32 protein-coding genes are annotated in these 25,044 nt (G+C 62.5%); 23 read left to right on the top strand and 9 right to left on the bottom strand.

All coding sequences use genetic code 11. The features are described from left to right. Positions 1-38 precede the first annotated feature (38 nt). Positions 39-947, bottom strand: coding sequence for an alpha/beta hydrolase (locus NLY36_RS00545; protein ID WP_023696144.1), 909 nt, complete (start codon positions 945-947; stop codon positions 39-41). 48 nt (positions 948-995) lie between these two features. Between NLY36_RS00545 and NLY36_RS00540 the strand changes: the two genes are divergently transcribed. Then, on the top strand, positions 996-1,448 hold the full coding sequence (locus NLY36_RS00540; RefSeq protein WP_023682500.1) for a MarR family winged helix-turn-helix transcriptional regulator: 453 nt from the start codon (positions 996-998) through the stop codon (positions 1,446-1,448). Positions 1,449-1,474: 26 nt separating this feature from the next. Here the strand turns inward: NLY36_RS00540 and NLY36_RS00535 are convergent, their stop codons facing one another. Continuing rightward, entirely contained in the window at positions 1,475-2,086 is a 612-nt protein-coding gene (locus NLY36_RS00535) for a pyridoxamine 5'-phosphate oxidase family protein (protein WP_023696145.1), read from the bottom strand. Positions 2,087-2,151: 65 nt separating this feature from the next. Continuing rightward, positions 2,152-2,505, bottom strand: a complete 354-nt coding sequence (locus tag NLY36_RS00530; protein WP_023668999.1) for a gamma-butyrobetaine hydroxylase family protein — start codon at positions 2,503-2,505, stop codon at positions 2,152-2,154. Between the two features lie 200 nt (positions 2,506-2,705). On the opposite strand from NLY36_RS00530, the gene moaA reads away from it, so the two are divergent. The 13 genes from moaA (at position 2,706) to NLY36_RS00465 (ending at position 12,563) form a co-directional block, all read left to right on the top strand. Next, positions 2,706-3,701 carry a GTP 3',8-cyclase MoaA gene (moaA, locus tag NLY36_RS00525; protein ID WP_031193366.1) on the top strand — a complete coding sequence of 332 codons (996 nt, stop codon included), beginning with the start codon at positions 2,706-2,708 and terminating at the stop codon, positions 3,699-3,701. Positions 3,702-3,753: 52 nt separating this feature from the next. Next, positions 3,754-4,254: a hypothetical protein gene (locus NLY36_RS00520; RefSeq protein ID WP_023696147.1), complete on the top strand. Its 501-nt coding sequence runs from the start codon at positions 3,754-3,756 to the stop codon at positions 4,252-4,254. Positions 4,255-4,350: 96 nt separating this feature from the next. After that, positions 4,351-4,707: a hypothetical protein gene (locus tag NLY36_RS00515; protein WP_023696148.1), complete on the top strand. Its 357-nt coding sequence runs from the start codon at positions 4,351-4,353 to the stop codon at positions 4,705-4,707. Positions 4,708-4,934: 227 nt separating this feature from the next. Continuing rightward, on the top strand, positions 4,935-5,855 hold the full coding sequence (locus NLY36_RS00510) for a DMT family transporter (protein WP_023696149.1): 921 nt from the start codon (positions 4,935-4,937) through the stop codon (positions 5,853-5,855). A 7-nt stretch (positions 5,856-5,862) separates the two neighbouring features. Beyond that, positions 5,863-6,492, top strand: coding sequence for a molybdenum cofactor guanylyltransferase MobA (mobA, locus tag NLY36_RS00505; RefSeq protein WP_023702271.1), 630 nt, complete (start codon positions 5,863-5,865; stop codon positions 6,490-6,492). After that, on the top strand, positions 6,489-6,992 hold the full coding sequence (gene mobB, locus NLY36_RS00500) for a molybdopterin-guanine dinucleotide biosynthesis protein B (protein ID WP_023682492.1): 504 nt from the start codon (positions 6,489-6,491) through the stop codon (positions 6,990-6,992). The genes mobA and mobB overlap by 4 nt, the downstream gene beginning before the upstream one ends. Positions 6,993-7,311: 319 nt before the next feature. Beyond that, positions 7,312-8,097, top strand: a complete 786-nt coding sequence (locus tag NLY36_RS00495) for an ABC transporter substrate-binding protein (RefSeq protein WP_023682491.1) — start codon at positions 7,312-7,314, stop codon at positions 8,095-8,097. 75 nt (positions 8,098-8,172) lie between these two features. Beyond that, entirely contained in the window at positions 8,173-8,889 is a 717-nt protein-coding gene (locus NLY36_RS00490) for an ABC transporter permease (RefSeq protein WP_023669007.1), read from the top strand. Continuing rightward, positions 8,886-9,716: an ABC transporter permease gene (locus NLY36_RS00485; RefSeq protein ID WP_023736603.1), complete on the top strand. Its 831-nt coding sequence runs from the start codon at positions 8,886-8,888 to the stop codon at positions 9,714-9,716. The genes NLY36_RS00490 and NLY36_RS00485 overlap by 4 nt, the downstream gene beginning before the upstream one ends. Positions 9,717-9,819: 103 nt before the next feature. Continuing rightward, a complete protein-coding gene (locus NLY36_RS00480; RefSeq protein ID WP_023696152.1) occupies positions 9,820-10,689 on the top strand; it encodes an NAD(P)-dependent oxidoreductase in 870 nt (289 codons plus the stop codon). 9 nt (positions 10,690-10,698) lie between these two features. Next, positions 10,699-11,403: a DNA alkylation repair protein gene (locus tag NLY36_RS00475; protein WP_023682487.1), complete on the top strand. Its 705-nt coding sequence runs from the start codon at positions 10,699-10,701 to the stop codon at positions 11,401-11,403. Then, a complete protein-coding gene (locus NLY36_RS00470) occupies positions 11,363-11,947 on the top strand; it encodes a GNAT family N-acetyltransferase (RefSeq protein WP_023682486.1) in 585 nt (194 codons plus the stop codon). The genes NLY36_RS00475 and NLY36_RS00470 overlap by 41 nt, the downstream gene beginning before the upstream one ends. 46 nt (positions 11,948-11,993) lie before the next feature. Continuing rightward, positions 11,994-12,563 carry a DUF3299 domain-containing protein gene (locus NLY36_RS00465; protein WP_023682485.1) on the top strand — a complete coding sequence of 190 codons (570 nt, stop codon included), beginning with the start codon at positions 11,994-11,996 and terminating at the stop codon, positions 12,561-12,563. Between the two features lie 48 nt (positions 12,564-12,611). Here the strand turns inward: NLY36_RS00465 and NLY36_RS00460 are convergent, their stop codons facing one another. From NLY36_RS00460 to NLY36_RS00445, 4 genes are all read right to left on the bottom strand, one after another. After that, positions 12,612-13,103, bottom strand: a complete 492-nt coding sequence (locus tag NLY36_RS00460) for an Lrp/AsnC family transcriptional regulator (RefSeq protein WP_023669013.1) — start codon at positions 13,101-13,103, stop codon at positions 12,612-12,614. Between the two features lie 143 nt (positions 13,104-13,246). Further along, complete coding sequence (locus tag NLY36_RS00455; protein WP_023682484.1) at positions 13,247-13,864, bottom strand: uracil-DNA glycosylase family protein; 618 nt, start codon at positions 13,862-13,864, stop codon at positions 13,247-13,249. After that, the gene (locus NLY36_RS00450) at positions 13,864-14,475 is read right to left on the bottom strand and encodes a glutathione S-transferase (protein WP_023682483.1); all 612 of its coding nucleotides are present in this window, start codon (positions 14,473-14,475) and stop codon (positions 13,864-13,866) included. Before NLY36_RS00450 ends, NLY36_RS00455 begins: the two co-directional genes overlap by 1 nt. A 39-nt stretch (positions 14,476-14,514) precedes the next feature. Next, positions 14,515-15,138, bottom strand: coding sequence for a thermonuclease family protein (locus NLY36_RS00445; protein WP_023682482.1), 624 nt, complete (start codon positions 15,136-15,138; stop codon positions 14,515-14,517). A 75-nt stretch (positions 15,139-15,213) separates the two neighbouring features. On the opposite strand from NLY36_RS00445, the gene NLY36_RS00440 reads away from it, so the two are divergent. Next, positions 15,214-16,737, top strand: coding sequence for a sensor histidine kinase (locus NLY36_RS00440; RefSeq protein WP_023736602.1), 1,524 nt, complete (start codon positions 15,214-15,216; stop codon positions 16,735-16,737). A 9-nt stretch (positions 16,738-16,746) separates the two neighbouring features. Here NLY36_RS00440 and NLY36_RS00435 read toward each other — a convergent pair whose 3' ends face one another. Next, positions 16,747-17,745: a nicotinate-nucleotide--dimethylbenzimidazole phosphoribosyltransferase gene (locus NLY36_RS00435; RefSeq protein WP_023736601.1), complete on the bottom strand. Its 999-nt coding sequence runs from the start codon at positions 17,743-17,745 to the stop codon at positions 16,747-16,749. Positions 17,746-17,932: 187 nt separating this feature from the next. Between NLY36_RS00435 and NLY36_RS00430 the strand changes: the two genes are divergently transcribed. Beyond that, a complete protein-coding gene (locus tag NLY36_RS00430) occupies positions 17,933-18,166 on the top strand; it encodes a DUF1289 domain-containing protein (RefSeq protein WP_023824914.1) in 234 nt (77 codons plus the stop codon). 13 nt (positions 18,167-18,179) lie between these two features. Beyond that, positions 18,180-18,884 (top strand): TIGR02281 family clan AA aspartic protease, encoded by a 705-nt coding sequence (locus tag NLY36_RS00425; protein WP_023736600.1) that lies wholly within the window; start codon positions 18,180-18,182, stop codon positions 18,882-18,884. A gap of 5 nt (positions 18,885-18,889) precedes the next feature. On the opposite strand, the gene dusA is transcribed toward NLY36_RS00425, so the two are convergent. Then, a complete protein-coding gene (gene dusA, locus NLY36_RS00420) occupies positions 18,890-19,885 on the bottom strand; it encodes a tRNA dihydrouridine(20/20a) synthase DusA (RefSeq protein ID WP_023696157.1) in 996 nt (331 codons plus the stop codon). Between the two features lie 612 nt (positions 19,886-20,497). Here dusA and NLY36_RS00415 point away from each other — a divergent pair. From NLY36_RS00415 to NLY36_RS00390, 6 genes are all read left to right on the top strand, one after another. Then, the gene (locus NLY36_RS00415; protein ID WP_084026252.1) at positions 20,498-20,851 is read left to right on the top strand and encodes a hypothetical protein; all 354 of its coding nucleotides are present in this window, start codon (positions 20,498-20,500) and stop codon (positions 20,849-20,851) included. Between the two features lie 241 nt (positions 20,852-21,092). Further along, the gene (locus NLY36_RS00410) at positions 21,093-21,569 is read left to right on the top strand and encodes an Hsp20 family protein (RefSeq protein ID WP_023672654.1); all 477 of its coding nucleotides are present in this window, start codon (positions 21,093-21,095) and stop codon (positions 21,567-21,569) included. Positions 21,570-21,643: 74 nt separating this feature from the next. Then, the gene (locus NLY36_RS00405) at positions 21,644-22,153 is read left to right on the top strand and encodes an Hsp20/alpha crystallin family protein (protein ID WP_023696160.1); all 510 of its coding nucleotides are present in this window, start codon (positions 21,644-21,646) and stop codon (positions 22,151-22,153) included. A gap of 181 nt (positions 22,154-22,334) precedes the next feature. Beyond that, entirely contained in the window at positions 22,335-22,991 is a 657-nt protein-coding gene (locus tag NLY36_RS00400; RefSeq protein ID WP_348524912.1) for an NADH dehydrogenase ubiquinone Fe-S protein 4, read from the top strand. Positions 22,992-23,194: 203 nt separating this feature from the next. Further along, a complete protein-coding gene (locus tag NLY36_RS00395; protein WP_023710477.1) occupies positions 23,195-23,692 on the top strand; it encodes a 2,4'-dihydroxyacetophenone dioxygenase family protein in 498 nt (165 codons plus the stop codon). A 70-nt stretch (positions 23,693-23,762) separates the two neighbouring features. Further along, positions 23,763-24,500 (top strand): SDR family oxidoreductase, encoded by a 738-nt coding sequence (locus tag NLY36_RS00390; RefSeq protein WP_031249332.1) that lies wholly within the window; start codon positions 23,763-23,765, stop codon positions 24,498-24,500. Positions 24,501-25,044 lie beyond the last annotated feature (544 nt).

Raw genomic sequence — 25,044 nt, 5'->3', positions numbered from 1 at the left:
CTCCGGCGTTGTCGGTGTCGGACAATACACCGATTGAATCAATGCAGTATCGGCTCGCGCTCGTTTTTGACAAAGGTCACAGCGCGTTCGATGACACCTTTGTCGGCGAGAATGCGACGGTGGCCGAGCCCATCGGCCCAGTGCAGCCGCACATGGCTGCCGGCGCCGGCGTAGCGCCTGGCATGGTCGGCCGGAACTTCGCGGTCGTCCGGCGCGTGGATGACCAGAGTCGGCACCGGCGCTTCGGCCAGCTGGCGATCGCCGGTGAATTCGTGCAGCGGCCGGCCCGACAACCTTTTCACCTGATCCGCCATGGAAACTTGCGAACGCGGGCCGACGTTGAGCATGCGGCTGAAGTCGGCGAAGATCGCCGGCAGGGAACTTGGCGCGGCGACCAGCACCAGCCGCTCGGCCGCGACGGGCTGGATACCCCTGATCGAACCGGCAATGGCATTGGCGGCGACGGCGCCACCGAAGGAATGGCCGACGATCGCCTTGAACGGACCGAACCATTCGCCGGCGACCCTGACCGCCTCGACCGCATTGACCATATTGAGATGACGGCCCAGCGACTGGCCATGGCCCGGCAGGTCGAGCGAGGCGACCCGGTAGCCCGCATCGCGAAAGCCTTCGATCAGCGCCCGCATATATTCCGTGCGCGAACGCCAGCCATGGACCACCAGCACCGTGCCGGCGGACGCCCTGCCCGGCTCGGGCCGGAATTCGTGCACCATGACGCAGCCGGCCTTGGTCGTCAGCCGATGATGGCGCGCCTCGGCCATGAAGCCGGCGGCGCGGTCGACCGCACGCCGCTCGCCGTCGCTGAGCGCCTTCACGCTCGGCGTGCGGCAGAACAGTTCGAAGGCGGCGCGCCCGCTCAGGCGGGGCGCCACATGCTCGGCGGCGCGGAACACGCCCCGGATGACCTTCAGTCCAAATGATGCCATAGTGGCGATCCATCCATTCCGTTCAAGCATGAACATAATAGTTCAAACATGAACATTAAACAAGAGCTGCCCTGGGACAACCCGCGCTTTCGCAACTGGGTCGCGGTGGCGCGCGCCTGCCATGTGCTGGAGCGTACGCTGGCGGTAAAGCTGGCGCCGCTGGATCTCAAGCCGGCGCAGCTCGACGTGCTGATGAACCTCTATCGCCATCCCGGCATGTCGCAGCACGATCTCGCCCGCAAACTGCTGGTCGGCCGCTCCAACATCACCATGCTGTTGCCGCAGCTCGAGGCGCGCGGCCTGCTGCGCCGCGAAGGCGATGAGAAGGACAAGCGCGTGCTGCGGCTGACGCTTACCGAGGCCGGCACGGAGCTCCTGATGAAAGCGCTGAAGGTGCATATGGCGCTGATCGAAAAGGCGATGAGCCAGTCGACAGCGGAACAGTGCGACATGATCGGCGAACAGATGCGCAAGATCTATGACGTGCTGAAGGATACCTGAGCCGTTCGATCCACGCGCCTCCCACCTCACCACATCGTCTTCTTCGCCCGCTCCGGCCATTCCTTGTCGTAAGTACCGGCATCGATATTCTTGCGGCTGGTGACTTCCAGGATTGTTCCGGGTGTCGGCAGCGATTTCGGGTCGACGTGCTTTGCCGGGTTCCACAGCTCCGAGCGAACGATGGCGCGGGCGCACTGGAAATAGACCGAATCGACATCGACCACGGTGACCGAGCGCGCCGGCTTGCCTTCGACGGCGAAGGAGGCGCAAAGCGCGGCGTCGGTGGTGATGCGGGCGCGGCCGTTGACGCGCAGCGTCGTGCCCGAACCCGGCACAAGAAACAGCAGCCCGACGCGAGGATCGCGGATGATGTTCTTAAGCGAATCGGCGCGGTTGTTGCCGCGCCTGTCCGGCATCATCAGCGTTTTCGGGTCATGCATGCGCACAAAGCCGGCGAGATCGCCGCGCGGCGAACAGTCCAGCCCTTCCGGCCCGCTCGTCGCCAAAGCGACAAAAGGCGAGGCTTCGATGAAGGCGGCATATTCGGGAATGACGTGGTCGAGTTCCTTGACCGTCGACGCTTCGCCGGGCAGGCCGTAGAGGGCTTCGAGCTGTTCGACCGTGGTGATGTCAGACATTTTCCCGTCTCCGAACCGTTGCCAGCGTTACCCCCAGTCAATGACGTTTTGCCGACAGTGCCGAACTAGCGGTCGCGGCTCAGTCCCTTCTCCTGGAGCTCGGCGAGATAGGCATTCCAGCGCGCGTCCTTTTCGTGGCCAAGCGTGTGCAGGTAATTCCAGGTGAAGATGCCGGTGTCGTGGAAATCGTCGAAGGTGATGCGCACGGCGTAGTTGCCGACCGGCTCGATCTTCAGGATAGCAACGTTACGCTTGCCGGGAACCGTCACCCGCTGGTCCGGCGAATGGCCCTGCACCTCGGCCGAGGGTGAAGCGACGCGCAGCAGTTCGGCCGGCAGTTCGAACGGCCGATGATCGGGAAAGGTGACGGACAGCAGTTTTCTGTCCTTCGAGACCCTGAGTTCCTTCGGCGCCGTCATTGTTCTGCATCCCGCATCAATCCGCCCTTCCCTACGCTGCTTCGCGCGAGCGGAAAAGGCCATTTGGACCCGGCCGACACCGGATGTCGGCCAGGGAATGTCACCAAAGATCGAGAGCGGCTATCTTGAATGGCGGGTTGGATCGTATCACATAGCCGTATATAACGGCACCACTCGCAGCATTGGAAACGCTTGAACGCATGGACATGATCGATCCCTTCGGTCGCACGATCAGCTACTTGCGCGTGTCGGTCACCGACCGCTGCGATTTCCGCTGCACCTATTGCATGGCCGAGGACATGGCGTTCCTGCCCAAGAAGGACCTGCTGTCACTCGAGGAACTCGACCGGCTCTGCACCGTCTTCATCGAAAAGGGCGTGCGCAAACTGCGCCTCACCGGCGGCGAGCCGCTGGTGCGCAAGAACATCATGCATCTGGTGCGCCAGCTGTCGCGGCACCTGAAGAGCGGCGCGCTGGAAGAGTTGACGCTGACCACCAATGGCTCGCAGCTGTCGCGCTTTGCCGCCGAGCTTGCCGATTGCGGTGTCGAGCGCATCAATGTCTCGCTGGATACGCTCGATGCCGACAAGTTCCACGCCATCACCCGCTGGGGCCATCTCGGCAAGGTCATGCAAGGCATCGATGCCGCGCAGGCGGCGGGGCTGAAGGTGAAGCTCAACGCCGTTGCGCTGAAGGACTTCAACGACGTCGAGCTGCCGGAGATGATGCGCTGGGCGCATGGCCGCGGCATGGACTTGACCGTCATCGAAACCATGCCGATGGGCGAGATCGACGCCGACCGGACCGACCAGTATCTGCCGCTATCGCTGCTGCGCGCTTCGCTCGAGCGCCAGTTCACGCTGAGCGACATCCCCTACAAGACCGGCGGTCCGGCCCGCTACGTCCATGTCGCAGAGACCGGCGGCAGGCTGGGCTTCATCACGCCGATGACGCATAATTTCTGCGAAAGCTGCAACCGCGTGCGGCTGACCTGCACCGGCACGCTCTATATGTGCCTGGGTCAGGAGGATGCCGCCGACCTGCGCGCGCCGTTGCGTGCCTCAGAAGGCAACGAGCTGGTCGCTGCTGCCATCGACGAAGCGATCGGCCGCAAGCCGAAAGGCCATGATTTCATCATCGACCGCCGCACCAGCCGCCCGTCGGTGTCGAGACATATGAGCGTCACCGGCGGCTGATTTTCTCCGCGATTGGTGCAGAATGCTTCCGTTGGAAGCGAGGGGGATTTCCATGCAGCGTGTTTGCCAAACCGGGCTGTCAGCGCTGGTCGTGGCCCTATCATTGGCGACCACAGTGGCGCTCGCAAAGCCGTTCACCTACATCAATGCGCGCTATGGCACGGTGTGCACGTTCCCGAGCCAGATTTTCAGCAAGCCGATGGCTGAGTCCCTCAATGGCGACGGTCGAAAATGGCTTAGCCCCGATGGTGCGAGCTTGTCCTGTTACGGCGGATACAAGCTGACGGAAGATACGCCCGACAGTCTGGTTGAAAAGGAAAAAGCCGACCCTGACTCTGGGGAAAAGGTCACTTACAGCAAAACCGGTAAGAACTGGGCAGTGGTCTCAGGCACCAAAGGCGACAAGATCTTCTATACCCGAATCGTCTTCGAAAAAGAGGATGCAATCCATACAGTCTGGATCGAATATCCCGCCTCGCTCAAGGCCAAGTACGACCCACTGGTCGGCGCTATCGGCGACAGCCTGCATGGGGCTGAGCAACACTGGGAATAAATCGCTCTCGACGCTGCAAACCCGATTTACCGCCATCGCGTTCCGCCCTAAATTTCGGCCTATAGCGGCTCGTCGCTCGGTTTGGGGGAATACGACATGCGCACATTCTTACTTTCTCTTGCAATGCTTGGGTTTGCCGTCGCGCCGGCAGCAGCACAGTCCATCGGTGGCAGCTACACCGTTGCGGGCACCAATTTCGACGGCTCGAAATATGGCGGCGAAGCCACCATCACACTGACCAGCGAGACCACCTGCACCATCCATTGGGAGACGGGCGGATCATCGTCGGACGGCATCTGCATGCGCAACGACGATGCCTTCTCCGCCGGCTATGTCATGGGCAAGGAAATCGGTCTCGTCGTCTACAAGGTAGAAGATGACGGCTCGCTGCACGGCCTGTGGACCATCGCCGGTAAGAACGGCAGCGGCACCGAGGTGCTGACGCCGAAATGAGCCTGCCGGTCATCGGCCAGCCCTCTCAGGGATTTCTATGGGTCACGGGTGAAAATCCGTGGCCTATTTCTTTGACGTTGCTGTCTTGCCGCCGGCTGCTACAGGCTTGAGCGGTTCACCGTTTCGCCGAAACGTCGAACCGCTTTATTCTTTGTTTTCACGCAATTCCGGACGGAAAACCGTTTCACACTTTTCCTGGAATTGCTCTTGCAAAACCGGTAACGCCCTTGCCTCTTTCCCCAAACATTCGCGGCGCGCTGTGCATGATGGTGGCCATGATCGGCTTCACCCTCAACGACGCCATCACCAAGTTCTCGTCGGAATCGATGAACATGGCGCAGGTGATGCTGGTGCGCGGCGCCTTTGCGTCGCTGCTCGTCGGCCTGCTCGCCTGGCAGCAAGGCGCGCTCGCGCGACCGAGGTCGATGCTGCAGCCGCTGGTGGCGCTTCGCGTGGTCGCCGAGGCCGGCGCCACCGTCGCCTTCCTTGTGGCATTAGCGCATCTGCCGATCGCCAATGTCTCGGCGGTGCTGCAGGCGCTGCCGCTGGCGGTGACGATGGGGGCGGCACTCGTATTCAACGAAGCGGTCGGCTGGCGGCGCTGGCTGGCGATCGCGGTCGGCTTCGGCGGCGTGCTGATCATCGTGCGGCCAGGCTTCGAAGGCTTCAGCGTCTATTCGCTGTACGCACTCGTCAGCGTCGCCTGTTGCGCAGTACGTGACCTCGCCACCAAGCGCATCCCGAGCGCTATCCCGACCTTGCTGGTGTCGACGGCAACGGCAATCGCCATGACCATCGTTGGCGCCGTGCTCCTGTCGCCGATGGGCGGCTGGACGCCGATGTCCGGCAAAGGCACGGCACTTTTGGCATTGGCGGCGGTGCTGGTGCTGATCGGCTACCAGTTCATCATCATGGCAATGCGGGCCGGCGACATCTCCTTCATTGCGCCATTCCGCTACACCGCCCTCTTTTGGTCGATGCTGCTTGGCCTCATCATCTTCGGCGATGTCCCCGACCTGCCGATGATCGTTGGCTCCGCAATCATCATCGGCTCCGGCCTCTACGCGCTCTATCGCGAGCGGGTCGTCGGCCGGCAGAAGCCGGCGGCCGAAAGCGCTGGACCCGACATGGCGCCGGACGGCATATAGGTTGGCCATGAGCCAAGACATTGCAGGAATTATCCTGGCCGGAGGCCTGTCACGGCGCATGGGCGGCGGCGACAAGACTTTGCTGGCGCTTGGCGGGCGTCCGCTTCTCGACCATGTCGTTGCCCGCCTGGCGCCGCAGGTCGGATCGCTGGCGCTCAGCGCCAATGGTGACCCGGCGCGCTTCGCCGCGGCCGGTCTTCCGGTTCTCGCCGATGCGGTCGAAGGCTATGCCGGACCGCTTGCCGGAATCCTCACCGGCCTCGAATGGGCGGCAGCGAACACCGCTTGCACGGCATTGGCGACGGCCGCCGGCGACACGCCGTTTCTGCCGGTGGATCTGGTCGAGAGGCTGGCTGCGGCTGTTGACGAGCGACCAGGCTCCATCGCTGTTGCCAGTTCCGGCGGCAGGCGGCATCCGACCTTTGCGCTGTGGCCGCTCGGGCTGCGTGAGGCCTTGCGCCATTTCCTGATCGAGGACAACAGGCGCGTCTCCGCCTTCATCGAGCGGCACGACTGTGTCAAAGTGGCATTTCCGTTGCTGACCCACGGCAGTGACGAGATCGACCCGTTCTTCAACATCAACACACCGCCCGACCTTGCGGTGGCCGAGCGTCTGTTGCAGAGCATCGGCCCATGAACATCTTCGGCATCACCGGCTGGAAGAATTCCGGCAAGACCACACTGACCGAGAAGCTGGTCACAGAGCTCGTCCGGCGCGGCTGGACAGTGTCGACGGTCAAACACGCCCATCATGAGTTCGACATCGACAAGCCTGGCGCCGACAGCTTTCGTCACCGCCAGGCGGGCGCCACCGAAGTCGCGGTGGTGTCGGGCAAACGCTGGGCGCTGATGCATGAATTGCGCGGTGAGGACGAGCCGACGCTGGAGACGGTCCTGTCGCGGTTGGCCCCGTGCGACATCGTGCTGGTCGAAGGCTACAAGCGCGAGGCGCACAAAAAGATCGAGACCCGGCGGCGGGAGGCCAAGGACCGCTCGCCGCTGTCGGCGAACGACGGACATATCGTGGCGATTGCCGCCGACTTCGCGGTTACCGGCGAAAGCCTGCCTGTGTTCGATCTCGACGACACGGAAGGGATAGCCGACTTCATCGAGCGCATGACCGGCCTCAAACCTTGAGGCCCCTGCCCTCGCCCGGGTCAGCCGCCCTCTTCAGCCGTTGCATTGTCTAAGCGCGTCGCGCCTGAACGGCCTCATGCGACGCGCTTCAGGTTGTTTTATTTATGCATGTCGTCGTCCCAAAACCGCTGCGCACTTTTGGGCGACATGCATTAACCCGGCGTCGGCATTGGCTGGACCCGCAAATCCCGCAAGCAACGGTTTTACAGTTGCTTTTCTCCCGAAAACAGTGGGAGTATCGCGCCAGCGGGCGGTCAAAAGCACCGCCCCACAGAGCCGTTCCGGAACGACGGCCGGGAGCCATAAAGAGAGGACTATCATGCGTATTGCACTGCGTATCGCGCTCGCCGCATCGGCTGCGCTGCTGACGCTCGGCGTCGCCCAGGCTCAGGAAACGACCCTGAGAATCGGCACCGAAGGCGCGTACCCCCCATTCAACAACCTGACCTCCGACGGCCAGCTCGTGGGCTTCGACATCGACATCGCCAAGGCGCTCTGCGACGAGATGAAGGTCAAGTGCACCTTCGTCGCCCAGGATTGGGACGGCATCATTCCGGCCCTGCAGGCCGGCAAGTTCGACGCCATCGTCGCCTCGATGTCGATCACGCCGGAGCGCGCCGAGAAGGTCGACTTCACCCACAAATACTACAACACGCCGTCGGCGATCGCGGTACCCAAGGATTCGACCCTCAAGGGCGTGACCAAGGAAGACCTGGCCGGCAAGACCATCGGCGTCGCAACCACCACGACGCATTTCAATTATGCCTCGAAAACCTATACGGACAGCACGGTCAAGGGCTATCCGAGCAGCCCCGAAGAGCAGGCCGATCTCGCCAATGGCCGTCTCGACGCGATCGAGGACGATATCGTCGTGTTGCAACAGTTCCTGGATTCGCCTGATGGCGCCTGCTGCAAGATTCTCGGCCAGCCTTCGCCGCAGCCGGTCGATATCTTTGGACCGGGCGCCGGCATCGCCGTGCGCAAGGGCGAGACGGATCTGGTCAACAAGTTGAACAGCGCCATCGACGCAATCCGCGCCAACGGAAAGTACAAGGCAATCAACGACAAGTACTTCAAGTTCGACGTCTTCGGCGCCGAGTCCTGATCGTCTGAAACAAGGCGGCAGGGGAAGTTTCCTGCTGCCGCCTTGGCCTGACAGAAGTGGAGACAAGACCCGTCAATGCCAAGCCAGAACATATGGATACTTCTCACTTGGGGACCCGATGGCTGGATTGACGATATTGCCTATGGCGCACTGGTCACGATTGCGCTCGCGCTGGCGACACTGCCGATCGGCCTGACGATCGGCTTTTTCGTCGCCTGGGCAAAACAATCCGAAGAGCCGTCGCTTCGCGTGGCTGCCAACATCTACACCACGGTGTTTCGCGGACTGCCGGAACTGGTGACGCTTTTCCTGTTCTTCTTCGGCATGCCGATCCTCTTGCAGTATGTCATCCGTCTGTTCAGGCCGGAAGCGACGGTCGATGTCGACAGCTTCCTCGCCGGCATGATCGTGCTGTCGCTGATCTTTTCGTCGTATTCCAGCGAAGTCTTCCTGTCGGCCTTTCGCGCCATTCCGAAGGGCCAGTACGAGGGCGGCTATGCGATCGGGCTGTCGAAATGGCAGACGATGCGCAAGGTGATCCTGCCGCAGCTGCTGCGCATCGCCTTCCCCGGCCTTGAGAATTGCTGGCTGAGCCTGCTCAAGGACACGGCCCTGGTGTCGGTCGTCAACCTGGCTGAAACCTTGCGCAACGCCGGCGTGGCGGCCCGTGTCACCAAACATTCCTTCCTGTTCTACAGTGTCGCGGCGATGGTGTTTCTCATCCTTGCCATCCTGTCGTCGATCGCCACCGGCTTCATCCTGCGTTCGCTCGGGCGGAGGGAGGCACGATGAGCGTCGTGACGCGCGCCGCCGTCGACATCGAGAAGCCACCACCACGGGCGCGGGGCTGGCCGCGGGCCCGTGTCGTCGGCTATGCACTGGTCGGCTTCTGGATCCTGTTCGGCATCGGCATCGCCGTCTATCTGGTTTACGCCTGGAATGGCGAGTTCTTCGCCAGATACGCGCCTGCCTATCTGCAGGGCTTGGGAACCACGCTTGCGTTGGTGGCCATCTCGATGGTGCTCGGCGCGCTTTTTTCGCTGCCCGTCACCTATGCCCGCATGTCAACGAACCGCTATTTGTCTGTCCTGGCCTATTGCTACGTCTATTTCTTCCGCGGCACGCCACTGCTCGTCCAGGTCTATCTCGTCTATTACGGCCTGGGCTCATTCCGGGTGCAGCTCGAATCCGTCGGACTGTGGTGGTTCTTCCGCGACGCCTTCAATTGCGGTGTGTTCGCCTTCGCGCTCAACACCGCCGCCTACCAGGCCGAAATCCTGCGCGGCGCCATAGAAAGTGTTCCGAGGGGCCAATGGGAGGGCGCTGCTTCGCTCGGCCTGCACAAATTGCAGACGCTGCGCAAGGTCGTCCTGCCGCAGGCCTTTATCGTCGCGCTCCGGCCCTACGGCAATGAACTCGTCTTGATGATCAAGGCTTCCGCCATCGTTGCCATCATCACCGTCTATGATTTGATGGGCATCGCGAAGCTGGCCTACGCCAAGTCCTTCGACTTCCAGGCCTATGTCTGGGTCGCCATCGTCTATCTGGTGATGGTCGAGATCCTGCGCCACGGCGTCGAATGGATCGAGCGACGGATCACCATTCATCTGATCCGCTGAGCGGTCGGCTGTACCAGTCGATCGGCTCATGCGCGTCTTGACGAATGGCGCGTAGAGCCTAGAGCTTTCCAAGACAATTCCGTTCCGTCTGAAGGGCAAACTCATGGCATCTGTGGCATTTCTCGGTCTTGGCGTGATGGGCTATCCCATGGCCGGGCACCTCAGGAACAAAGGCGGCCACGACGTCACCGTCTACAACCGCACCGCGGCGAAAGCCGAGCAATGGGTTGCCCAGCATGGCGGCAAGTCTGCCGCGACGCCGGCGGAGGCCGCAGAGGGCCAGGACTTCGTCTTCTCCTGCGTCGGCAATGACGACGATCTGCGCTCGGTGACGACCGGGGCCCATGGCGCCTTCGCCGCGATGAAAAAAGGCTCCGTCTTCATCGACAACACCACGGCTTCGGCCGAAGTGGCGCGCGAACTGGCCGACGCCGCCGAAAAGGCCGGTTTTTCCTTCCTCGACGCCCCGGTTTCCGGCGGCCAGGCGGGCGCCGAGAACGGCGTGCTGACGGTGATGGTCGGCGGCGAGCAGGCTGCCTTCGACAAGGCCAGGCCGGTCATCGACGCCTTCGCCCGCATGGTCGGGCTGATGGGTCCGTCGGGCGCCGGCCAGCTCGCGAAAATGATCAATCAGATTACCATTGCCGGGCTGGTTCAGGGACTGGCCGAAGGCATCCATTTCGGCAAAAAGGCCGGGCTCGACATCGAGAAGGTCATCGAGGTGATTTCCAAGGGCGCTGCCGGGTCCTGGCAGATGGAGAACCGCCACAAGACGATGAATGCCGGTAAATATGATTTCGGCTTTGCCGTCGACTGGATGCGCAAGGATCTCGGCATCTGCCTCGATGAAGCCGACCGCAATGGCGCGAGACTGCCGGTGACCGCCCTTGTCGACCAGTTCTACAAGGATGTGCAGGCGATGGGCGGCAAGCGCTGGGACACCTCGTCCCTGCTGGCGCGCCTGGAAAAATAGGCGTTCGCAATGGCCGAGCTTTCGCCCCAATCGAGCGCCGATGAGATCGTCGCCCATTTGCGCTCGATCGGCTCGGAGGACAATCGCCGCGGTATGCTGCGCTACGGCATCAAGATCGAGCGCGCGCTCGGCATCTCGCATGGCATGCAGCGGCAGATCGCCAAAAAGATCAAGCGCAACCACGAGCGTGCTTTCGAGCTTTGGCAGACCGGCATCATGGAGGCGCAGTTCATCGCTTCCGTCACGGCCGACCCGAAGCGCTTCTCAGCCGCGGATGCACGACAATGGGCCGCGTCCTTCGATTCCTGGGATATCGTCGACGGCGTCTCCGATCTCTTCGTCGACACGGACGCCTGGAAGGAGCTGATCGAAGAGTTCGCGGCGGACGAGCGCGAGTTCGTTCGACGCACGGCCTTTGCCATGATGGCGTGGTCCGTCGTGCACCGGAAGCAGGAGCCGGTGGCGACTTTCCTCGGCTTCCTGCCGATCATCGAAGGGCATGCCGCCGACAGCCGCAATTTCGTGAAGAAGGCGGCAAACTGGGCGCTTCGTTCGATCGGCAAGCGATCGTTGGAGATGCACGGTGCTGCCCTTGCCGTGGCCGAACGGCTGGCCCAGTCGACCGACAAGACGGCTCGCTGGATTGGCAAGGACGCCGTACGGGAACTCACCAATGCCAAGATCATCGAGCGGATCGCCGCCAGAAAAGGCTGACCTGGCCAACGTCCGGTTCACCGAGGTGACGCGGCAGACGCGCGCCGATTTCGAAGGCCTCTTCGAAGCGCAAGGCGGTCCGAAGTATTGCTGGTGCATGGTCTGGCGGCCCCTGCCCGGCCGCCGCGAGCATGTTCAGCACGCCGAGTTGAAACGGGCCATGATGGCGCTTGTCGAGGCCGGCACGCCGGTCGGAATCTTGGCCCAGATTGACGGCAAGACCGTCGGCTGGTGCTCGGTCGCGCCGCGCCAGACATATCGGAAGCTGACGTCGCAACAGGACGATGACGAGACCGGCATCTGGTCGATCGTCTGCTTCTATGTGCCAAGGGCGCTGCGCGGCGGCGGGCTGGCGGCAGCGCTGCTTGACGCTGCCATAGATCACGCCTTTGCCAAGGGCGCCGGCGTGATCGAGGCCTACCCGGTCGGCGAGGCATCGCCGAGCTACCGTTTCATGGGGTTTCGCGACATGTTCATCGCTCGCGGGTTCCATGAGGTCGGCATGGCCGGCTCTCGCAGACATGTGATGCGGCTCGAGCGTTGACGCGATCGGCCGCGGCGTCTTTACTCCTGCACAAAGGAAGCGGCCGATGAGCAGTCCTCTCAAATCGACCTTGGCGCTTGCAGCCGCGTTGTTGGTGTTCACCGCTACCAACGCCTCAGGCCAAACCGCGCGCATCTTCTGGAAAGATCTGCGTCCTGCGACGCAGGCGGTGGCCGAAGATGCCGGTCTGCCGATGATTGCGGCAAAACTGCCCGATCGTGGCGAGACATTGTCGCTCAACCTGCAAGACAAGATAGTACAATTAGCCGGCTACGCATTGCCGGTCGACCGTGATGGCGATCTCGTCTACCAATTCCTGCTGGTGCCGTGGACAGGCGCTTGCAGCCACATGCCGACGCCGCCGCCCAACCAGATCGTGCTGGTGACGCCGGCCCGTCCCTACAAGATGTCGCAGTCCTATGAGTCGGTTGCCGTGACCGGCGCTTTGCGGCCCGGCTTGGAGAAGAGCCAGTTGTTCATTCTCGACGGCGTCAGCATCATCCAGTCCGGCTACACCGTACGCAAAGCCGATGTGGTGGCAGTCGACACGGTGCCGGACACGATCACGCTGCCGGTCAACTCGCCCTGGAGTTTCCTCAACAAAAAGAAGAACTAAACGGCGCCTGCTTGTGCAGCGTCACCGCCCAGTCACGGACAACCGCGCTCAGGCCGCGTTGGCGCCGGATTCCTTGTCCAGCAGCATGTAGTCGAGCGGCATTTCGGTCGTGTACTTGATCTGCTCCATGGCGAAGGACGACGATACGTCGCGGATCTCGATCTTGGCGATCAGCCGCTTGTAGAAGGCGTCATAGGCGGCGATATCGGGCACCACGACGCGCAAGAGATAATCGACGTCGCCGCTCATGCGGTAGAATTCGACCACCTCGGGAAATTCCTGGATGACTTCCGAGAAACGCCGCAGCCATTCATGGCTGTGCGAATTGGTGCGGATCGACACGAAGACGGTGACGCGCACATTGACCTTTTCGTGGTCGAGAATGGCGACGCGCCGCTTGATGACTCCCTCTTCCTCCAGCTTCTGGATGCGGCGCCAGCACGGCGTCGTCGACAGGCCGACTTTCTTGGCGACATCGGCAACCGCGAGCGTCGCGTCCTCCTGCAGGAGGCGGAGAATTTTTCTGTCGAGGCGATCCATTGAGGTGCTCCTGGTGCAGGCCGCGTTCCCTCGAGCGCGACGCGCTTTGGGAATAGATTGGCTATACTCCCTCTTATTTCGACCTTTCACAAGAAAGAAATTCTGCCGGATGGCACAAAAGCGAGTGATATCTTGCTTAAAGTCTAATCTATGCGATAGCGGATTTCCGATCTCAGAAACGGCAGCAAATCCATTTCAAACCATGGATTCTGCTTCAGCCATCCTGAGTTGCGCCATGACGGGTGTGGCAGCGGCAGCACTTTCAGGCTGGCCGGCGCATCCCAGATGGTGCGCCAGTCCTTCACGGTTTCGGTCAGCGACGGCCGGCGCGTGGCGCCCATATGCCAGGATTGCGCGTAGGAGCCGATTGTCAAAACGAGGTCGATCTGCGGCATCAGCGCCATCAGCGGCGCGCGCCAGGCCAGCGCGCATTCTCGGCGCGGCGGCAGGTCGCCGCCCTTGGCGTCCTGGCCGGGGAAGCAGAACCCCATTGGCACGATGGCGAATTTATCCGTGTCGTAGAATTCCTCGCTTGTCACGCCCAGCCAGCTTCGCAAGCGGTCGCCGGAGGCGTCGGTGAACGGCATGCCCGACAAATGCACCTTTGTGCCTGGCGCCTGGCCGGCGAGCAGGATGCGGGCGCTGGATGATGGCAGCAGCACCGGGCGCGGCTCGTGCGGCAGTGGCCTGCCGACCGGAGTGTCGACGCAGATGCGGCAGGCGCGGACCTTTGCCGTCAAGCGTTCGAGTTCCGCCTCCATCAGGCGGAAGCGCTCGGACGGCTGGAGACGGCGCTGTACCAGCGCAGCACGTTGGTGCACTCGTCCGGCACTTTGATGCGCGCCGGTTTCATGAAATCCATGGCGATCATGCCGGTGATATCGGCGATCGAATAGGCGTCGCCGGCGGCGAATTCGCGGTTTGCCAGTTCGGGCTCGAGCAGTTTCAGGAATTCAACCGCTTTCGCCTTGTTGGCCTCGCCCCATTCGGGGATCTGCGGAATTTCCCATTCCTTCATCGCCGGATGGATGTGGCGAAAAGCCTGGGCGACGCAGCTGAGCAGATTGAACTCCATGCGCCTTTGCCACATCTCGACCTTGGCCTTGCCGAGCGCGCCTTGCCCGAACAGCGCCGGTTCGGGATGCAGTTCCTCGAAATAGCGGCAGATGGCGACGGATTCGGTGAGGATGGTACCGTCGTCGAGCTCGAGCACCGGCAGCCGCTGCAGCGGGTTGCGCGACCTGACCGGCTCCTGCTTGTGCCCCATCGCACCCATGTCGACCGGCACCAGCGGCACTGCGATGCCCTTTTCGGCGAGGAAAACCCGCACGCGCCGCGGATTGGGGGCGCGGCCGCCGTCGAACAGTTTCATGCTTATCCTCCCGATCTGGTCCTTCAACTATAGTGCTCGTCACCAGAAGCGAAACATCTCTCGCAAGGCGTCACCGACCGAAGCCAGGGTGCCGTGCTTTCTTTCGAGCGGGCCGCCGTGGTGGCTTTCGCGCCAGTCTTGCGGCTGATCGAACGTGCCGGCCCAGATGCCAACCTTGCCGGCGCGGGCAATGGCCTGCTCGGTGTCGAAATCGCCATAGGCAATTGCCCAGCCGGCCTCAACCTGGGCCCGGTTGAGATCCTTTCCACCGGCCTTGCAATCGCCGAGCAGGCGGCCGTAGCGGTCGCGCTGCCAGCCGCTGCAGGTCACCGGATTGCCTGATATCAGCCGCACCAGCGCCTGGCGCGCCAGCCTGCCGCAAGCATAGTCCGCGCCATCCCTACGGCAGATCTGCTGGTATTCCGGAGCGTCGATGCCGCGCATGCGGATACGTTCGGTGCCAAGAGTGAGTGAATCGCCATCGTTGACGATCGCCGCCCCTTGCGCCTTGCGCGTCTCGAAACGGTCGAGGCGTGCGGCGAGCAGGATCAGCAGGCCGAGCAGAATGACCGTCAGCGCGTAGTCCAGCAGCTTGCGCCACAGGCTTCGCGGCGGCGGCGGATAGTATCGCCGGCGCGGCCTTGGCGACCACGAACGGCTCATATGGCAAACAGTCTCTTAATCATTCGAACGTAGCTTAACGAATTGAGATCGCTGCGCGCATAAATCGAAGTTTCCATGCCTCTGCTACGCTCGAACACAGCGGATAAATTCATTGTGGACCGCCGGAAACCGCACCGCAACAGCGATGTGGCGCGCGCGGTGCGCAAGACGCGCGACCGTCTTTCGCAGCAGGTCGGCAATCTCGACTTCGACCGCGAGCTGCTGAAGCTGCACGCCGGGACCATGGTGGGCGGCGCAGCCGTCATCCCACTGCTGGTGTTGGCGGTCGCGGCGGCCGGGCTGCTGGCCGGTGTGGACAAACAGATCAGCGTCTGGGCGCTGTTCACCCTGATCTGCTATTCGATCGTCGCCTTCATGGCGCGCCGCGTCGGCCGCACCGAAGCCGCCGAGCTCAATCCTGTTCACACCCGCAGGGATTTCCTGATCGGACATTCGCTGTGCGGCCTCGGCTGGGCGTGGTTCGCATGGCTCGGCTGCGCCACCTGCCAGATCGACCAGTTCCAGGCCGCCAAGGCGGTGGTGCTGCTGCTGGCCATGGCGGCGACCGCTATCATGGCGTCGTCCTTGCGCGGCTCTCTGCTTGCCACCTTCGTCGTTCCGGTGGCGGTCTATGCCTATGCTGAAACGAAATTTTGGGTGCCGGTCGGGACGATCATGGTCGCCCTGCTGGTCGCGGCATTGCCGTTCTTTGCCTATATCGCGCGCCATCTCAACCGCTCGTCGCTGATACTTCTGTCCTTCCGCTCCGAAAAGGACGCGCTGCTCGCCGAGGTGGAGACAGCGAAATCAATGTCGGACGAAGCTCGTCGGCGGGCCGAAGACGCCAATCTGGCGAAGTCGCGCTTCCTTGCTTCTATGAGCCATGAGCTGAGGACACCCCTCAACGCCATTCTCGGGTTTTCCGAGGTGATGGCCAATGAGGTGCTCGGGCCGATGAGCAACCCCACCTATCGCGACTACGCCCGCGACGTGCACGATTCCGGCCAGCATCTGCTCGACCTGATCAATGAAATCCTTGATCTGTCGCGCATCGAGGCCGGCCGCTATCAGCTCAACGAAGAGCCGGTGATGCTGCTCAACATCGCCGAAGATTGCTGCCACATGATGGAATTGAAGGCGCGCAACAAGGACATCCGCATCGTCCAGGATTTCGAAAGTGCCCTGCCGCGGCTGTTCGCCGACGAGCGCGCGGTGCGGCAGATCACGCTCAACCTCCTGTCCAACGCCATCAAATTCACCGCCACCGGCGGCGAAATTCGCGTGCGCGTCGGCTGGACGGCGGGCGGCGGCCAGTACATTTCGGTCAAGGACAATGGGCCGGGCATACCGGAAGACGAAATCCCGATCGTGCTGTCCGCCTTCGGCCAGGGCTCGATCGCCATCAAGAGCGCCGAACAGGGCACCGGGCTCGGACTGCCGATTGTGCAGGGCCTGCTCGCCATGCATGGCGGCGAATTCGAACTTCAGTCGAAATTGCGCGAAGGCACCGAGGCAATCGCCATCTTCCCGCTCGCCCGAGTGATGGAGGAACTGCCGGCGCTGCCAACCAAGACCGTGGCGGCGGCCCGCCGACGTTGACAGCTTGTTCTAGGCTTTGACCGCCGCCGCCATGCCCGAACTGGTAAGCGCCGCCGCCTTGACCAGACCGGCGGCAAGGGCGGCCCCTACCCCTTCGCCGTGGCTGATGCCGAGATCGAACAGCGGCCTGAGGCCGAGCCGCTCGGCGGCAAGCCTTTGGCCGGGTTCGGGCGACTGGCTGGCCAGCAGGCAATGGTCGAGCGCACCCGGGTTGGCGGCATGCAGCACGGCAGCGGCAGCGGTCGCGGCGAAGCCGTCGAGCAGCACCGGGATTTTTTGCATCCGGGCGGCGAGGATGGCGCCGGCAATGGCCGCAAACTCGCGGCCACCGACCCGGCGCAGTGCTTCCAACGGGTCCTTCAGAGCCGCACCATGGAAGGCGACGGCTGCATCGACTACATCAGCCTTGCGCGCCTGCATGGCCGCGTCGGCACCGGAGCCGGGGCCGACCCAGTCGGCGCCGCTGCCACCGAACAGGGCGGCGCACAAGGCCGCCGCAACGGTGGAGTTGCCGACGCCGAGATCGCCGAGGCAAATCAGATCGGAGCCACCGGCAATGGCTTCCATGCCGAAGGCCATGGTGGCGGCGCAGCCGCGTTCGTCGAGGGCGGCGTCCTCGGTGATGTCGGCGGTCGCAATGTGCAGCGCCAGATCGAACACCTTGAGGCCAAGATTGTTGGCGACGCAAATCTGGTTGATTGCCGCACCGCCGGCGGCGCACAGCTCAACGGCGTTTGCGGTCGCAGCGACAGGGCGCGGCGAGATGCCGTGGCGGGTCACGCCATGGTTACCGGCGAAGATCGCCACTAGGGGCCGGTTCACCGCCGGCGGGGCGCGCCCGCTCCAGACAGCAAGCCAGGCGGCGATGTCCTCGATACGTCCAAGCGAGGCTTTCGGCTTGTCGGCCTTGGAAAACAGGGTGCGCACCCTGTTTTCCGCGACTGTATCGGCAGGCGGCAGGCTCGCCAGCAGATTGCGAAAGTCGTCGAAGGGCAGCGCGCTGGTCATGTCGGTCCTGATCATTCCCTGTGGTTGATCAGCGGCATAACCGCCTTGCCCGGCCGGCACAACTCCCCTCGACATTGGCGCGAAAGCGGTTGCCCGCGCCGCATTCCGAAGGGCTTGCATTGGCTTTGCCGTTGCACCATGTGGAGATGGAACGAGGGATTCCGGACGGAACCTTCAAGAGAAAGTCATGACGGCCATCGAATCCCCGTGCATCCTGGTCTGTTCGATCGACATGAAAACCGGCTTCTGCTTCGGCTGTGGCCGCACGCGCGATGAAATCGGCGCCTGGATGGGGATGACGCCGGAGGTACGCCGCAGCGTCATGGCCGAGTTGCCGGCCCGATTGGAAACGGTCGAGCGCCGGCCGCGCCGGGAAACACGCCGCAGCCGCATGGCGCGCGAGCGCGACGTCCTCTCTTGAGGCGGCAGGTCCAATGAACCGACTGTTCTGGATCGTGATGGCGGCAATCGGCCTCGGGCTGGTGCTGCTGATGATCAACAACGACGCCGGCAGCACGTTCGGCATCGAGAATTACGATTTCAGCCGTCTGGTCTGGCTGGGGGCGATCGGCTTGCTCGTCAGCGCCGGCCTTGTCCGGTCCGGCAGGCCGCTCGGCGTCATGGCCCGCAATCTCGGCACGTGGGCCCTGATCGTGCTGGCGCTCGTCGCCGGCTACCAGTACCGCTACGAGTTGCAGGATTTCGCCAGCCGGGTGACGGCGGGCCTCGTTCCCGGCAGCCCGCTGGAGCTCGGCGTCGAGGACGGCCATGCCACCGTGACCCTGGACAAGGCCGACAGCGGCCATTTCGAGGCCCGCATCACGATCAACGGCGCGCCGATCCGCACCGTCGTCGATACCGGCGCGACCAGTACAGTGCTCACCGCCGAAGACGCGCAGGCGGCCGGCTTCAATCCGGCAGCGCTGAGCTTCACCGTCCCGGTCTCGACCGCCAATGGCATGGCGCGCGCCGCTTCGGTGCGCACCGACGAACTGGCGATCGGCGGCATCGTGCGCAGGAACATGCAAGTCATGGTCGCCGCGCCCGGCGCGCTCAGCCAGAGCCTGCTCGGCATGAATTTCATCGGTTCGCTGTCGGGTTTCGACGTGCGCGGCAACCGGATGATTCTGCGCGACTGAACTGCTTAAGCGGCCTTTTCAACACGGTCGAAATCGACGGCAGCGAACGCTGCCTTCAGCACATCCGGTCCGGCGCCGGGTTTCGTGGCGTCGGTGGACAGTATCTGCCGGAAGCGGCGCGCGCCCGGCAGGCCGTGGAACAGCCCGACCATGTGGCGGGTGACGTGGCCGAGCCGCCCGCCCTGCTCGATATGCCGCGCGGCGTAGTCGGCCATCGTGTCGATCAGCGCGGCAAAATCGTAGGCGACGGCCTTGTCGCCGTAGAATGCCGCGTCGACGCCGGCCAGGATGCCTGGCGTGTGGTAGGCGGCGCGGCCAAGCATGGCGCCATCGACATGATCGAGGTGGCGAGCCGCCTCTTCGAGCGATTGAACGCCGCCATTGATGCCAATGAATTTGTTCGATTTTCTAGCCTTGAGGCGATAGACCCTGTCATAGTCGAGCGGCGGGATGTCGCGATTTTCCTTCGGGCTCAGACCCTCCAGCCAAGCCTTGCGCGCATGCACCCACAGCGCGTCGGCGCCGGCCGCGAAAACGCCGTCGGCCAGCGCGTCGAGCGCGGGCTCCGGATCCTGCTCGTCGACGCCGATGCGGCATTTGACCGTCACCGGGATTTTCACCGCCGCCTTCATCGCCGCCACACAATTGGCGACGAGGTCAGGCACTTTCATCAGGCAGGCGCCGAACGTGCCGGACTGGACGCGGTCGGACGGACAGCCGACATTGAGATTGATCTCGTCGTAACCGAAGCCCTCGCCGATGCGCGCCGCCTCAGCCAGCTTTTGCGCATCGGAGCCACCGAGTTGCAGTGCCACCGGATGTTCGGTCTCGTCAAAACCAAGCAGCCGCTCGCGCGTACCATGGATGACGGCGTCCGCCACCACCATTTCGGTGTAGAGCAGCGCACGCCGCGTCAACTGGCGGTGGAAGAACCGGCAATGCCGGTCGGTCCAGTCCATCATGGGTGCAATAGCCAGTCTATGATCTTGATTTTTCAGCATTTTTTCTTTAACATCAAATCGTTAGAGCAGCCCGAGTGCACGCGAATTTACGCCAGAATACGACCCTTTTCGCCACGTTTCGATCTCTCAGTGCACACGGAGCGCACACGAGAAAATGGCCACCTACACAAAACTCTCGTCCGGTTCATGGCGTGTCCAAGTCCGTCGCAAGGGTCGCTACGTTAGCGAGACCTTTCTGCGCCGAGACGACGCCAGGCGCTGGGCAACCTAAACCGAGCGCCAAGCCGATCGCGGTGAGACGCCGACCAAGTCCGTATAGCGCGCCTGAAAACTTTCGGCGAACCCATCGACCTTCATATCGACGACATGTGCGATGTAGGCAAGTCCCCTCGCCGCTCCAAGGCCGCAGCCCTCGATATGCTCCAAAGACATCCGGGGAAGTGCAACATAGCTGCCCTTGATCGCGAACGGCTCATTCGTTTTGGTCGCGACCGGGCCGCCCAAGGTGCCGGACGATGAGTCTCGGTATCGACATCACCTAGGGAAAGTCGTTGAGCGTCGTTCCTGGATGATCTGCCTGGTCGTGATCGCGACAGCCGCTGGCGAGAGCCGCCAAACTCGCATGAGATTGTCTGAAGCGGAGGACCATCCATGGAAGGACCCATTTCGAGCTATTTTGCATCGATTGAACCCGTGGGGCCCTTACGTTTTCTGGACCGCTTGCTGCATCCGGCGCGGCATTTCAAACATCCCCACGACGTTTTGGCCGATGTTGCCCTGGACGATCAGGAGAAGCGCGCCATTCTTTCGCCATGGGCATCGGATGCCTGCGCCGTAGAATCCGTGCCAGCGCTTCGCATGCTGCCGCGAGCGGGTGAACCGGTCAGCTTCGACACGATCATGGATGCGTTGCAACAGTTGGATCAATCGGATGAGCGTGCCGGTCCTGACTGCAGTGACAGCGCGGCAGTGGCCGCGTTCGTACCATTCGTCGATCGGATTTAAGGGCGACGTAGTTGTTCTTGCACCATGGACCCGTCGGCGAGTGACCCCGCCGGCGGAAGGGGTGGCATTGGTGCGTTCGCCCAGATTGCCGATGAAAATTTTCCTATTCTTGCTCTTGAAGGTGCAAGTCGCGATTCTAAATTGATGGTCGCCGGCCGCCCAATGGGGCCGGCAACACCAGGAGGCGGCAAGGCTCTTGGGCGCCTTCTGTTGTCCATGTTGCTCAAAGGAGGATGTGGCTATGAAGACAAACCTCGATTTTACCCCTCTATACCGGTCCAGCATCGGCTTCGACCGCATGGTCGACATGCTTGAAAGTGCGAGCCGTGTGGCCTCGTTCGACAACTGGCCGCCCTACGATATCGCCAAGGTTGATGATGATCAGTATCGCATAACGATGGCGGTCGCCGGTTTCCCGCAGGACCAGCTGACCGTCACCCACCAGCCCAACATGCTGGTTCTGAGCGGGTCGCAATCCGGCGATGAGAACGGCCAGTATCTCTACCGCGGCATCAACGGGCGCGCTTTCGAGCGTCGGTTCGAACTGGCCGATCATGTCAAAGTCGAGGGCGCCAGCCTTGAGAACGGGCTGCTGAGCATCGATCTCAAGCGCGAGGTTCCCGAGGAGATGAAACCGCGCAAGATCGAAATCTCCAGCGGGGCTCCCATGCCGAAGATCGAGGCTCCCAAGATCGAGACCGACAAGCTGGCCGCCTGAACAATCCACCATGAAGGCTTTCGCTTGAGCCGGGCGTCCCGTCCGGCTCAGAGACCTACGAAAGGAGAAAGACAATGAGCGTACGTGACTTGATCCCCTGGGGCCGGGGCAACGGAAACTCGGCGCCCAGTCTCTTCCCCGACGGAGATCGAGACCCCTTCGTCTCCCTCCACCGGGAGGTAAACCGGCTGTTCGATGACGCCTTCCGCAGCTTTGGCGCCAGACTGCCGGCCTTCGGTCCCTCTTTCGCCGCCAGTTGGCCGAGTGTCGAAATCTCCGACACGGACAAGGAAGTCCGCGTCACGGCGGAAATACCTGGCCTGGACGAGAGCGACATAGAAGTCCTGCTGGAAAATGGGGCGCTCAAGCTTAAAGGCGAGAAGCGTTCCGAGACCGAGGACAAGGACCGGCAGTTCTCCGAGCGCTTCTACGGTCGCTTCGAGCGCCTCATTCCGCTCGGCTACGAGGTTGAAGAAGACAAGGTCAACGCCGCCTTCAAGAACGGGGTGCTGACCGTGACGTTGCCCAAGACCGAGCGGGCGCAGGCGAAGGCCAAGCGGATCGCAATCAACGGGAAGAACTGACGGATGCAGTATGGGTGGCGGCCCTTACGGCCGCTGCCCGTGCGACCCTTCATAACGGGAAGGACAGGCAATGGAGACAGTTCAAAGCAGCGACAACAGAAACCTAACCAAGACGTCCGTCCGGCCGGACAATGACAATCGGCCTCGTCTAGACGGGCCGGCTTTGTCAATGGGACGGTCAGTGTTTCCGGACGGCGCAACGGCGCGGATCTACCAGCCATGCCGCCCGGCCATGACCTCGGCAAAGCCCCGCAAGGCCTGGCGATTGGTCTTCGAACGCCGCACAGCCCCGTTCATCGAGCCGCTGATGGGCTATACCGGTGGCCGGGACACCCTGACCCAGGTTGAACTGAACTTTCCGACGCTGGAAGCGGCGATCCGTTATGCCGAGCGTCAAGGCCTCAACTATGTCGTGCAGGCTGCACCTCCTGCTTCCCAGGCCAAGGTCACGCGCCAGCATGCATCGGAGGAGAAACAGGCCTTTTCCGACCTGGTTTGGCAGCGGCTGCAGTTGGCTTGGCTCCAGGCAAGCCACGGCTATGGCGCCGGCGCACAGGCAGCGCACATACAGACGGCGCTTTCCGAGCCGGAGACATTCTACGCCTCTCCGATGGAGGTTGTGGATGACCCGGTGCTCGCACCCGACGAGAAAAGCGCTGTGCTCAAGAACTGGGCCTGGAACGAGTACCTGATCGACCTGGCCACCGCCGAAGGCATGCCGGAAAATGCACGCCCGTCGCGATTGGACGAGGTCGAACTCGCCTTGCTGGCCTTGGAAGTCCGAAACCGGGGCTTCCAGACCTGGACCAGCCCGGTGCACTCCCGGATAGCCGCATGATAAGGCAAGAAGGAACCCACTGATCGTCTTCGACGCCCAATGGACCATCCCGAAACCCTTCCCGCTTGCGGTCGCGGCAGCGGGCGGGCGCGCGCCGACAACTTTCCCAATGCGTGGGCGCCCGATTGCGCCTCGGCAGAACTCGGCCCAGTTGTTAGGATCGCGCTGATATGGACTCCAATGAATTGGCGACAGAGGTTCCTATGTATCAATCCTTCAACGGCTCCGCCCATCCCCTGGCACCGAAAGAGATCGCGATCGCTGCCGTCCCCGAAGACGAGCGTGTCTGGGTCCCACAGGCGGAGGGCGTGTGGTTCCGACCACTTATGCTCAACACAATGCAAGGGCAGTGGTGCAATCTGCTCCGCGTACGCCGGGCCGGGATATTAAGCCGTCATCTGCATCCGGCCCCCGTGCATGGCTATGTGATCAAGGGGCGTTGGCACTATCTTGAACACGACTGGGTGGCAGAGACGGGATCTTACGTTTTCGAGCCGCCCGGTGAAATCCACACGCTCACGGTTCCAAGCGACGTGCCCGAGATGATCACCTTCTTCAACATTTCCGGCTGCATGGTTTACCTGGACAAGGATAACAAGCAGATTGGTTTCGAGGACGTTTTCACCAAGATCGACATGTGCAGAAATCACTATGCGAGCGTGGGTCTCGGGGACGATTTCGTCGATCAATTCGTGCGGTAGACATCCGCCCGTTTGTCTTCCGCTGCGGTAAGTTCGCGCTCCGCCACAGAGGCGAAACGAGGAGATCTTGGTGACCGATTCCATATGGGCCATTCCCTTCTTCGCGGGCAAGACCGTCGTCATTACCGGAGGCACGACAGGCATCGGAAACGGCATCGCCATGGCGTTCGCCGAGGCCGGGGCAATTGTCCACGCGACGGGGGCCACGGCCGCCGAGGTAGCGGCCGCTCGTGCATACGGCACCGCCGTCTCGTATTCAGTACTCGACGTCCGGGACATGACTGCGGTCGAAGGATATTCCAGTCAGTTCACATCCGTTGCAGCGCTCGTAAATTGCGCAGGGGTAAACCTGCGCGCCGCCGAATTCACTGTCCAGGGTTTCGAAACGGTGGTCGATATCAATCTCACCGGCTCCATGCGGAGTGCGAGCGCGTTCCGAGGGGCACTCTCGAACGGGGGCGCCATCGTCAACATCGCCTCGATGTTCGCGTTTTTCGGCGCGGCTCATGCCCCGGCTTACGCCGCATCCAAGGGCGCCATCGTGCAACTTACCAAGTCGCTCGCCATCGCCTATGCCGGGGATGGCATCCGCGTAAACGCATTGGCGCCTGGCTGGATCGAGACCGCCATGACCGCCGCGCCACGGGCCGATCCAGTTCGCAACGCGGAATTGATGAAACGCACTCCGATGGGTCGCTGGGGTACGCCGGGCGACCTGACCGGCCCCGCCTTGTTCTTGTGTTCTCCGCTCGCGGGGTTCATCACTGGGGCAATTCTGCCGGTTGACGGTGGCTATCTCATTGCGTGAGGCGTTGGCTATGCTGCGCGACCGATCTCCAAGCCTGTGTCGTCGAGATCAAGATCGAACGCGACCAATCGACCATGCCTGACCGCAATTGCCGCCACCAACTCCGCAAGCTCGCCATCCGTATGCTCGCAAAAAGCTGCCTGTTTCCTGACAATCGTGACCGCATCCCGGGTCGATACGACAGAGAACGGCCTCCGGGATCTCACGAATGATTCCGCAACCTCGGCGACGGATGAAGCTCGGTCAAAATTATCTTGCATACTTGCACCTCTGTACGACGCTAGCCCAAGCTCGGCCCGCGCAAATTGTTCCCATTGGCCTAATGCAGCCAGTTAGCATCCGGCTTGGGCTCTTTGTGTGCGAAGGCCGGGAGCAACGCGACATGGCCGTCGCCGTCTGCCTTAGACAGTCGGCTGGACGCATTCGTCTCCGAATACGAACACGGGGCCGGACGCCTAAAAACGAGGAGGATCAGATGTGTCCAAGCCGCTCGCCAAAGTTTCCGATCCTCGGATCACCGCAGTTCCCGCGCAACAAGTCGCCG

This window comes from Mesorhizobium sp. C399B (assembly GCF_030323185.1).
Classification (GTDB): Bacteria; Pseudomonadota; Alphaproteobacteria; order Rhizobiales; family Rhizobiaceae; genus Mesorhizobium.
The sequence above is the reverse complement of the archived record's forward strand: the minus strand, read 5'-3'. Positions and strand labels throughout refer to the sequence as shown.

What these genes read in the sequence shown, in the direction of transcription:
- NLY36_RS00410 (WP_023672654.1), top strand. Translation starts at nt 21,093, where the DNA reads ATGAAGACAAACCTCGATTTTACCCCTCTATACCGGTCCAGCATCGGC.
- NLY36_RS00490 (WP_023669007.1), top strand. Translation starts at nt 8,173, where the DNA reads ATGCCAAGCCAGAACATATGGATACTTCTCACTTGGGGACCCGATGGC.
- NLY36_RS00515 (WP_023696148.1), top strand. Translation starts at nt 4,351, where the DNA reads ATGCGCACATTCTTACTTTCTCTTGCAATGCTTGGGTTTGCCGTCGCG.
- NLY36_RS00440 (WP_023736602.1), top strand. Translation starts at nt 15,214, where the DNA reads ATGCCTCTGCTACGCTCGAACACAGCGGATAAATTCATTGTGGACCGC.
- NLY36_RS00445 (WP_023682482.1), bottom strand. Translation starts at nt 15,138, where the DNA reads ATGAGCCGTTCGTGGTCGCCAAGGCCGCGCCGGCGATACTATCCGCCG.
- NLY36_RS00520 (WP_023696147.1), top strand. Translation starts at nt 3,754, where the DNA reads ATGCAGCGTGTTTGCCAAACCGGGCTGTCAGCGCTGGTCGTGGCCCTA.
- NLY36_RS00415 (WP_084026252.1), top strand. Translation starts at nt 20,498, where the DNA reads ATGGAAGGACCCATTTCGAGCTATTTTGCATCGATTGAACCCGTGGGG.
- NLY36_RS00450 (WP_023682483.1), bottom strand. Translation starts at nt 14,475, where the DNA reads ATGAAACTGTTCGACGGCGGCCGCGCCCCCAATCCGCGGCGCGTGCGG.
- dusA (WP_023696157.1), bottom strand. Translation starts at nt 19,885, where the DNA reads ATGCTGAAAAATCAAGATCATAGACTGGCTATTGCACCCATGATGGAC.
- mobA (WP_023702271.1), top strand. Translation starts at nt 5,863, where the DNA reads ATGAGCCAAGACATTGCAGGAATTATCCTGGCCGGAGGCCTGTCACGG.
- NLY36_RS00535 (WP_023696145.1), bottom strand. Translation starts at nt 2,086, where the DNA reads ATGTCTGACATCACCACGGTCGAACAGCTCGAAGCCCTCTACGGCCTG.
- NLY36_RS00545 (WP_023696144.1), bottom strand. Translation starts at nt 947, where the DNA reads ATGGCATCATTTGGACTGAAGGTCATCCGGGGCGTGTTCCGCGCCGCC.
- NLY36_RS00475 (WP_023682487.1), top strand. Translation starts at nt 10,699, where the DNA reads ATGGCCGAGCTTTCGCCCCAATCGAGCGCCGATGAGATCGTCGCCCAT.
- moaA (WP_031193366.1), top strand. Translation starts at nt 2,706, where the DNA reads ATGGACATGATCGATCCCTTCGGTCGCACGATCAGCTACTTGCGCGTG.
- NLY36_RS00470 (WP_023682486.1), top strand. Translation starts at nt 11,363, where the DNA reads ATGCCAAGATCATCGAGCGGATCGCCGCCAGAAAAGGCTGACCTGGCC.
- NLY36_RS00530 (WP_023668999.1), bottom strand. Translation starts at nt 2,505, where the DNA reads ATGACGGCGCCGAAGGAACTCAGGGTCTCGAAGGACAGAAAACTGCTG.
- NLY36_RS00395 (WP_023710477.1), top strand. Translation starts at nt 23,195, where the DNA reads ATGTATCAATCCTTCAACGGCTCCGCCCATCCCCTGGCACCGAAAGAG.
- NLY36_RS00465 (WP_023682485.1), top strand. Translation starts at nt 11,994, where the DNA reads ATGAGCAGTCCTCTCAAATCGACCTTGGCGCTTGCAGCCGCGTTGTTG.
- NLY36_RS00430 (WP_023824914.1), top strand. Translation starts at nt 17,933, where the DNA reads ATGACGGCCATCGAATCCCCGTGCATCCTGGTCTGTTCGATCGACATG.
- NLY36_RS00405 (WP_023696160.1), top strand. Translation starts at nt 21,644, where the DNA reads ATGAGCGTACGTGACTTGATCCCCTGGGGCCGGGGCAACGGAAACTCG.
- NLY36_RS00455 (WP_023682484.1), bottom strand. Translation starts at nt 13,864, where the DNA reads ATGGAGGCGGAACTCGAACGCTTGACGGCAAAGGTCCGCGCCTGCCGC.
- NLY36_RS00460 (WP_023669013.1), bottom strand. Translation starts at nt 13,103, where the DNA reads ATGGATCGCCTCGACAGAAAAATTCTCCGCCTCCTGCAGGAGGACGCG.
- NLY36_RS00480 (WP_023696152.1), top strand. Translation starts at nt 9,820, where the DNA reads ATGGCATCTGTGGCATTTCTCGGTCTTGGCGTGATGGGCTATCCCATG.
- NLY36_RS00495 (WP_023682491.1), top strand. Translation starts at nt 7,312, where the DNA reads ATGCGTATTGCACTGCGTATCGCGCTCGCCGCATCGGCTGCGCTGCTG.
- NLY36_RS00485 (WP_023736603.1), top strand. Translation starts at nt 8,886, where the DNA reads ATGAGCGTCGTGACGCGCGCCGCCGTCGACATCGAGAAGCCACCACCA.
- NLY36_RS00435 (WP_023736601.1), bottom strand. Translation starts at nt 17,745, where the DNA reads ATGACCAGCGCGCTGCCCTTCGACGACTTTCGCAATCTGCTGGCGAGC.
- NLY36_RS00540 (WP_023682500.1), top strand. Translation starts at nt 996, where the DNA reads ATGAACATTAAACAAGAGCTGCCCTGGGACAACCCGCGCTTTCGCAAC.
- mobB (WP_023682492.1), top strand. Translation starts at nt 6,489, where the DNA reads ATGAACATCTTCGGCATCACCGGCTGGAAGAATTCCGGCAAGACCACA.
- NLY36_RS00425 (WP_023736600.1), top strand. Translation starts at nt 18,180, where the DNA reads ATGAACCGACTGTTCTGGATCGTGATGGCGGCAATCGGCCTCGGGCTG.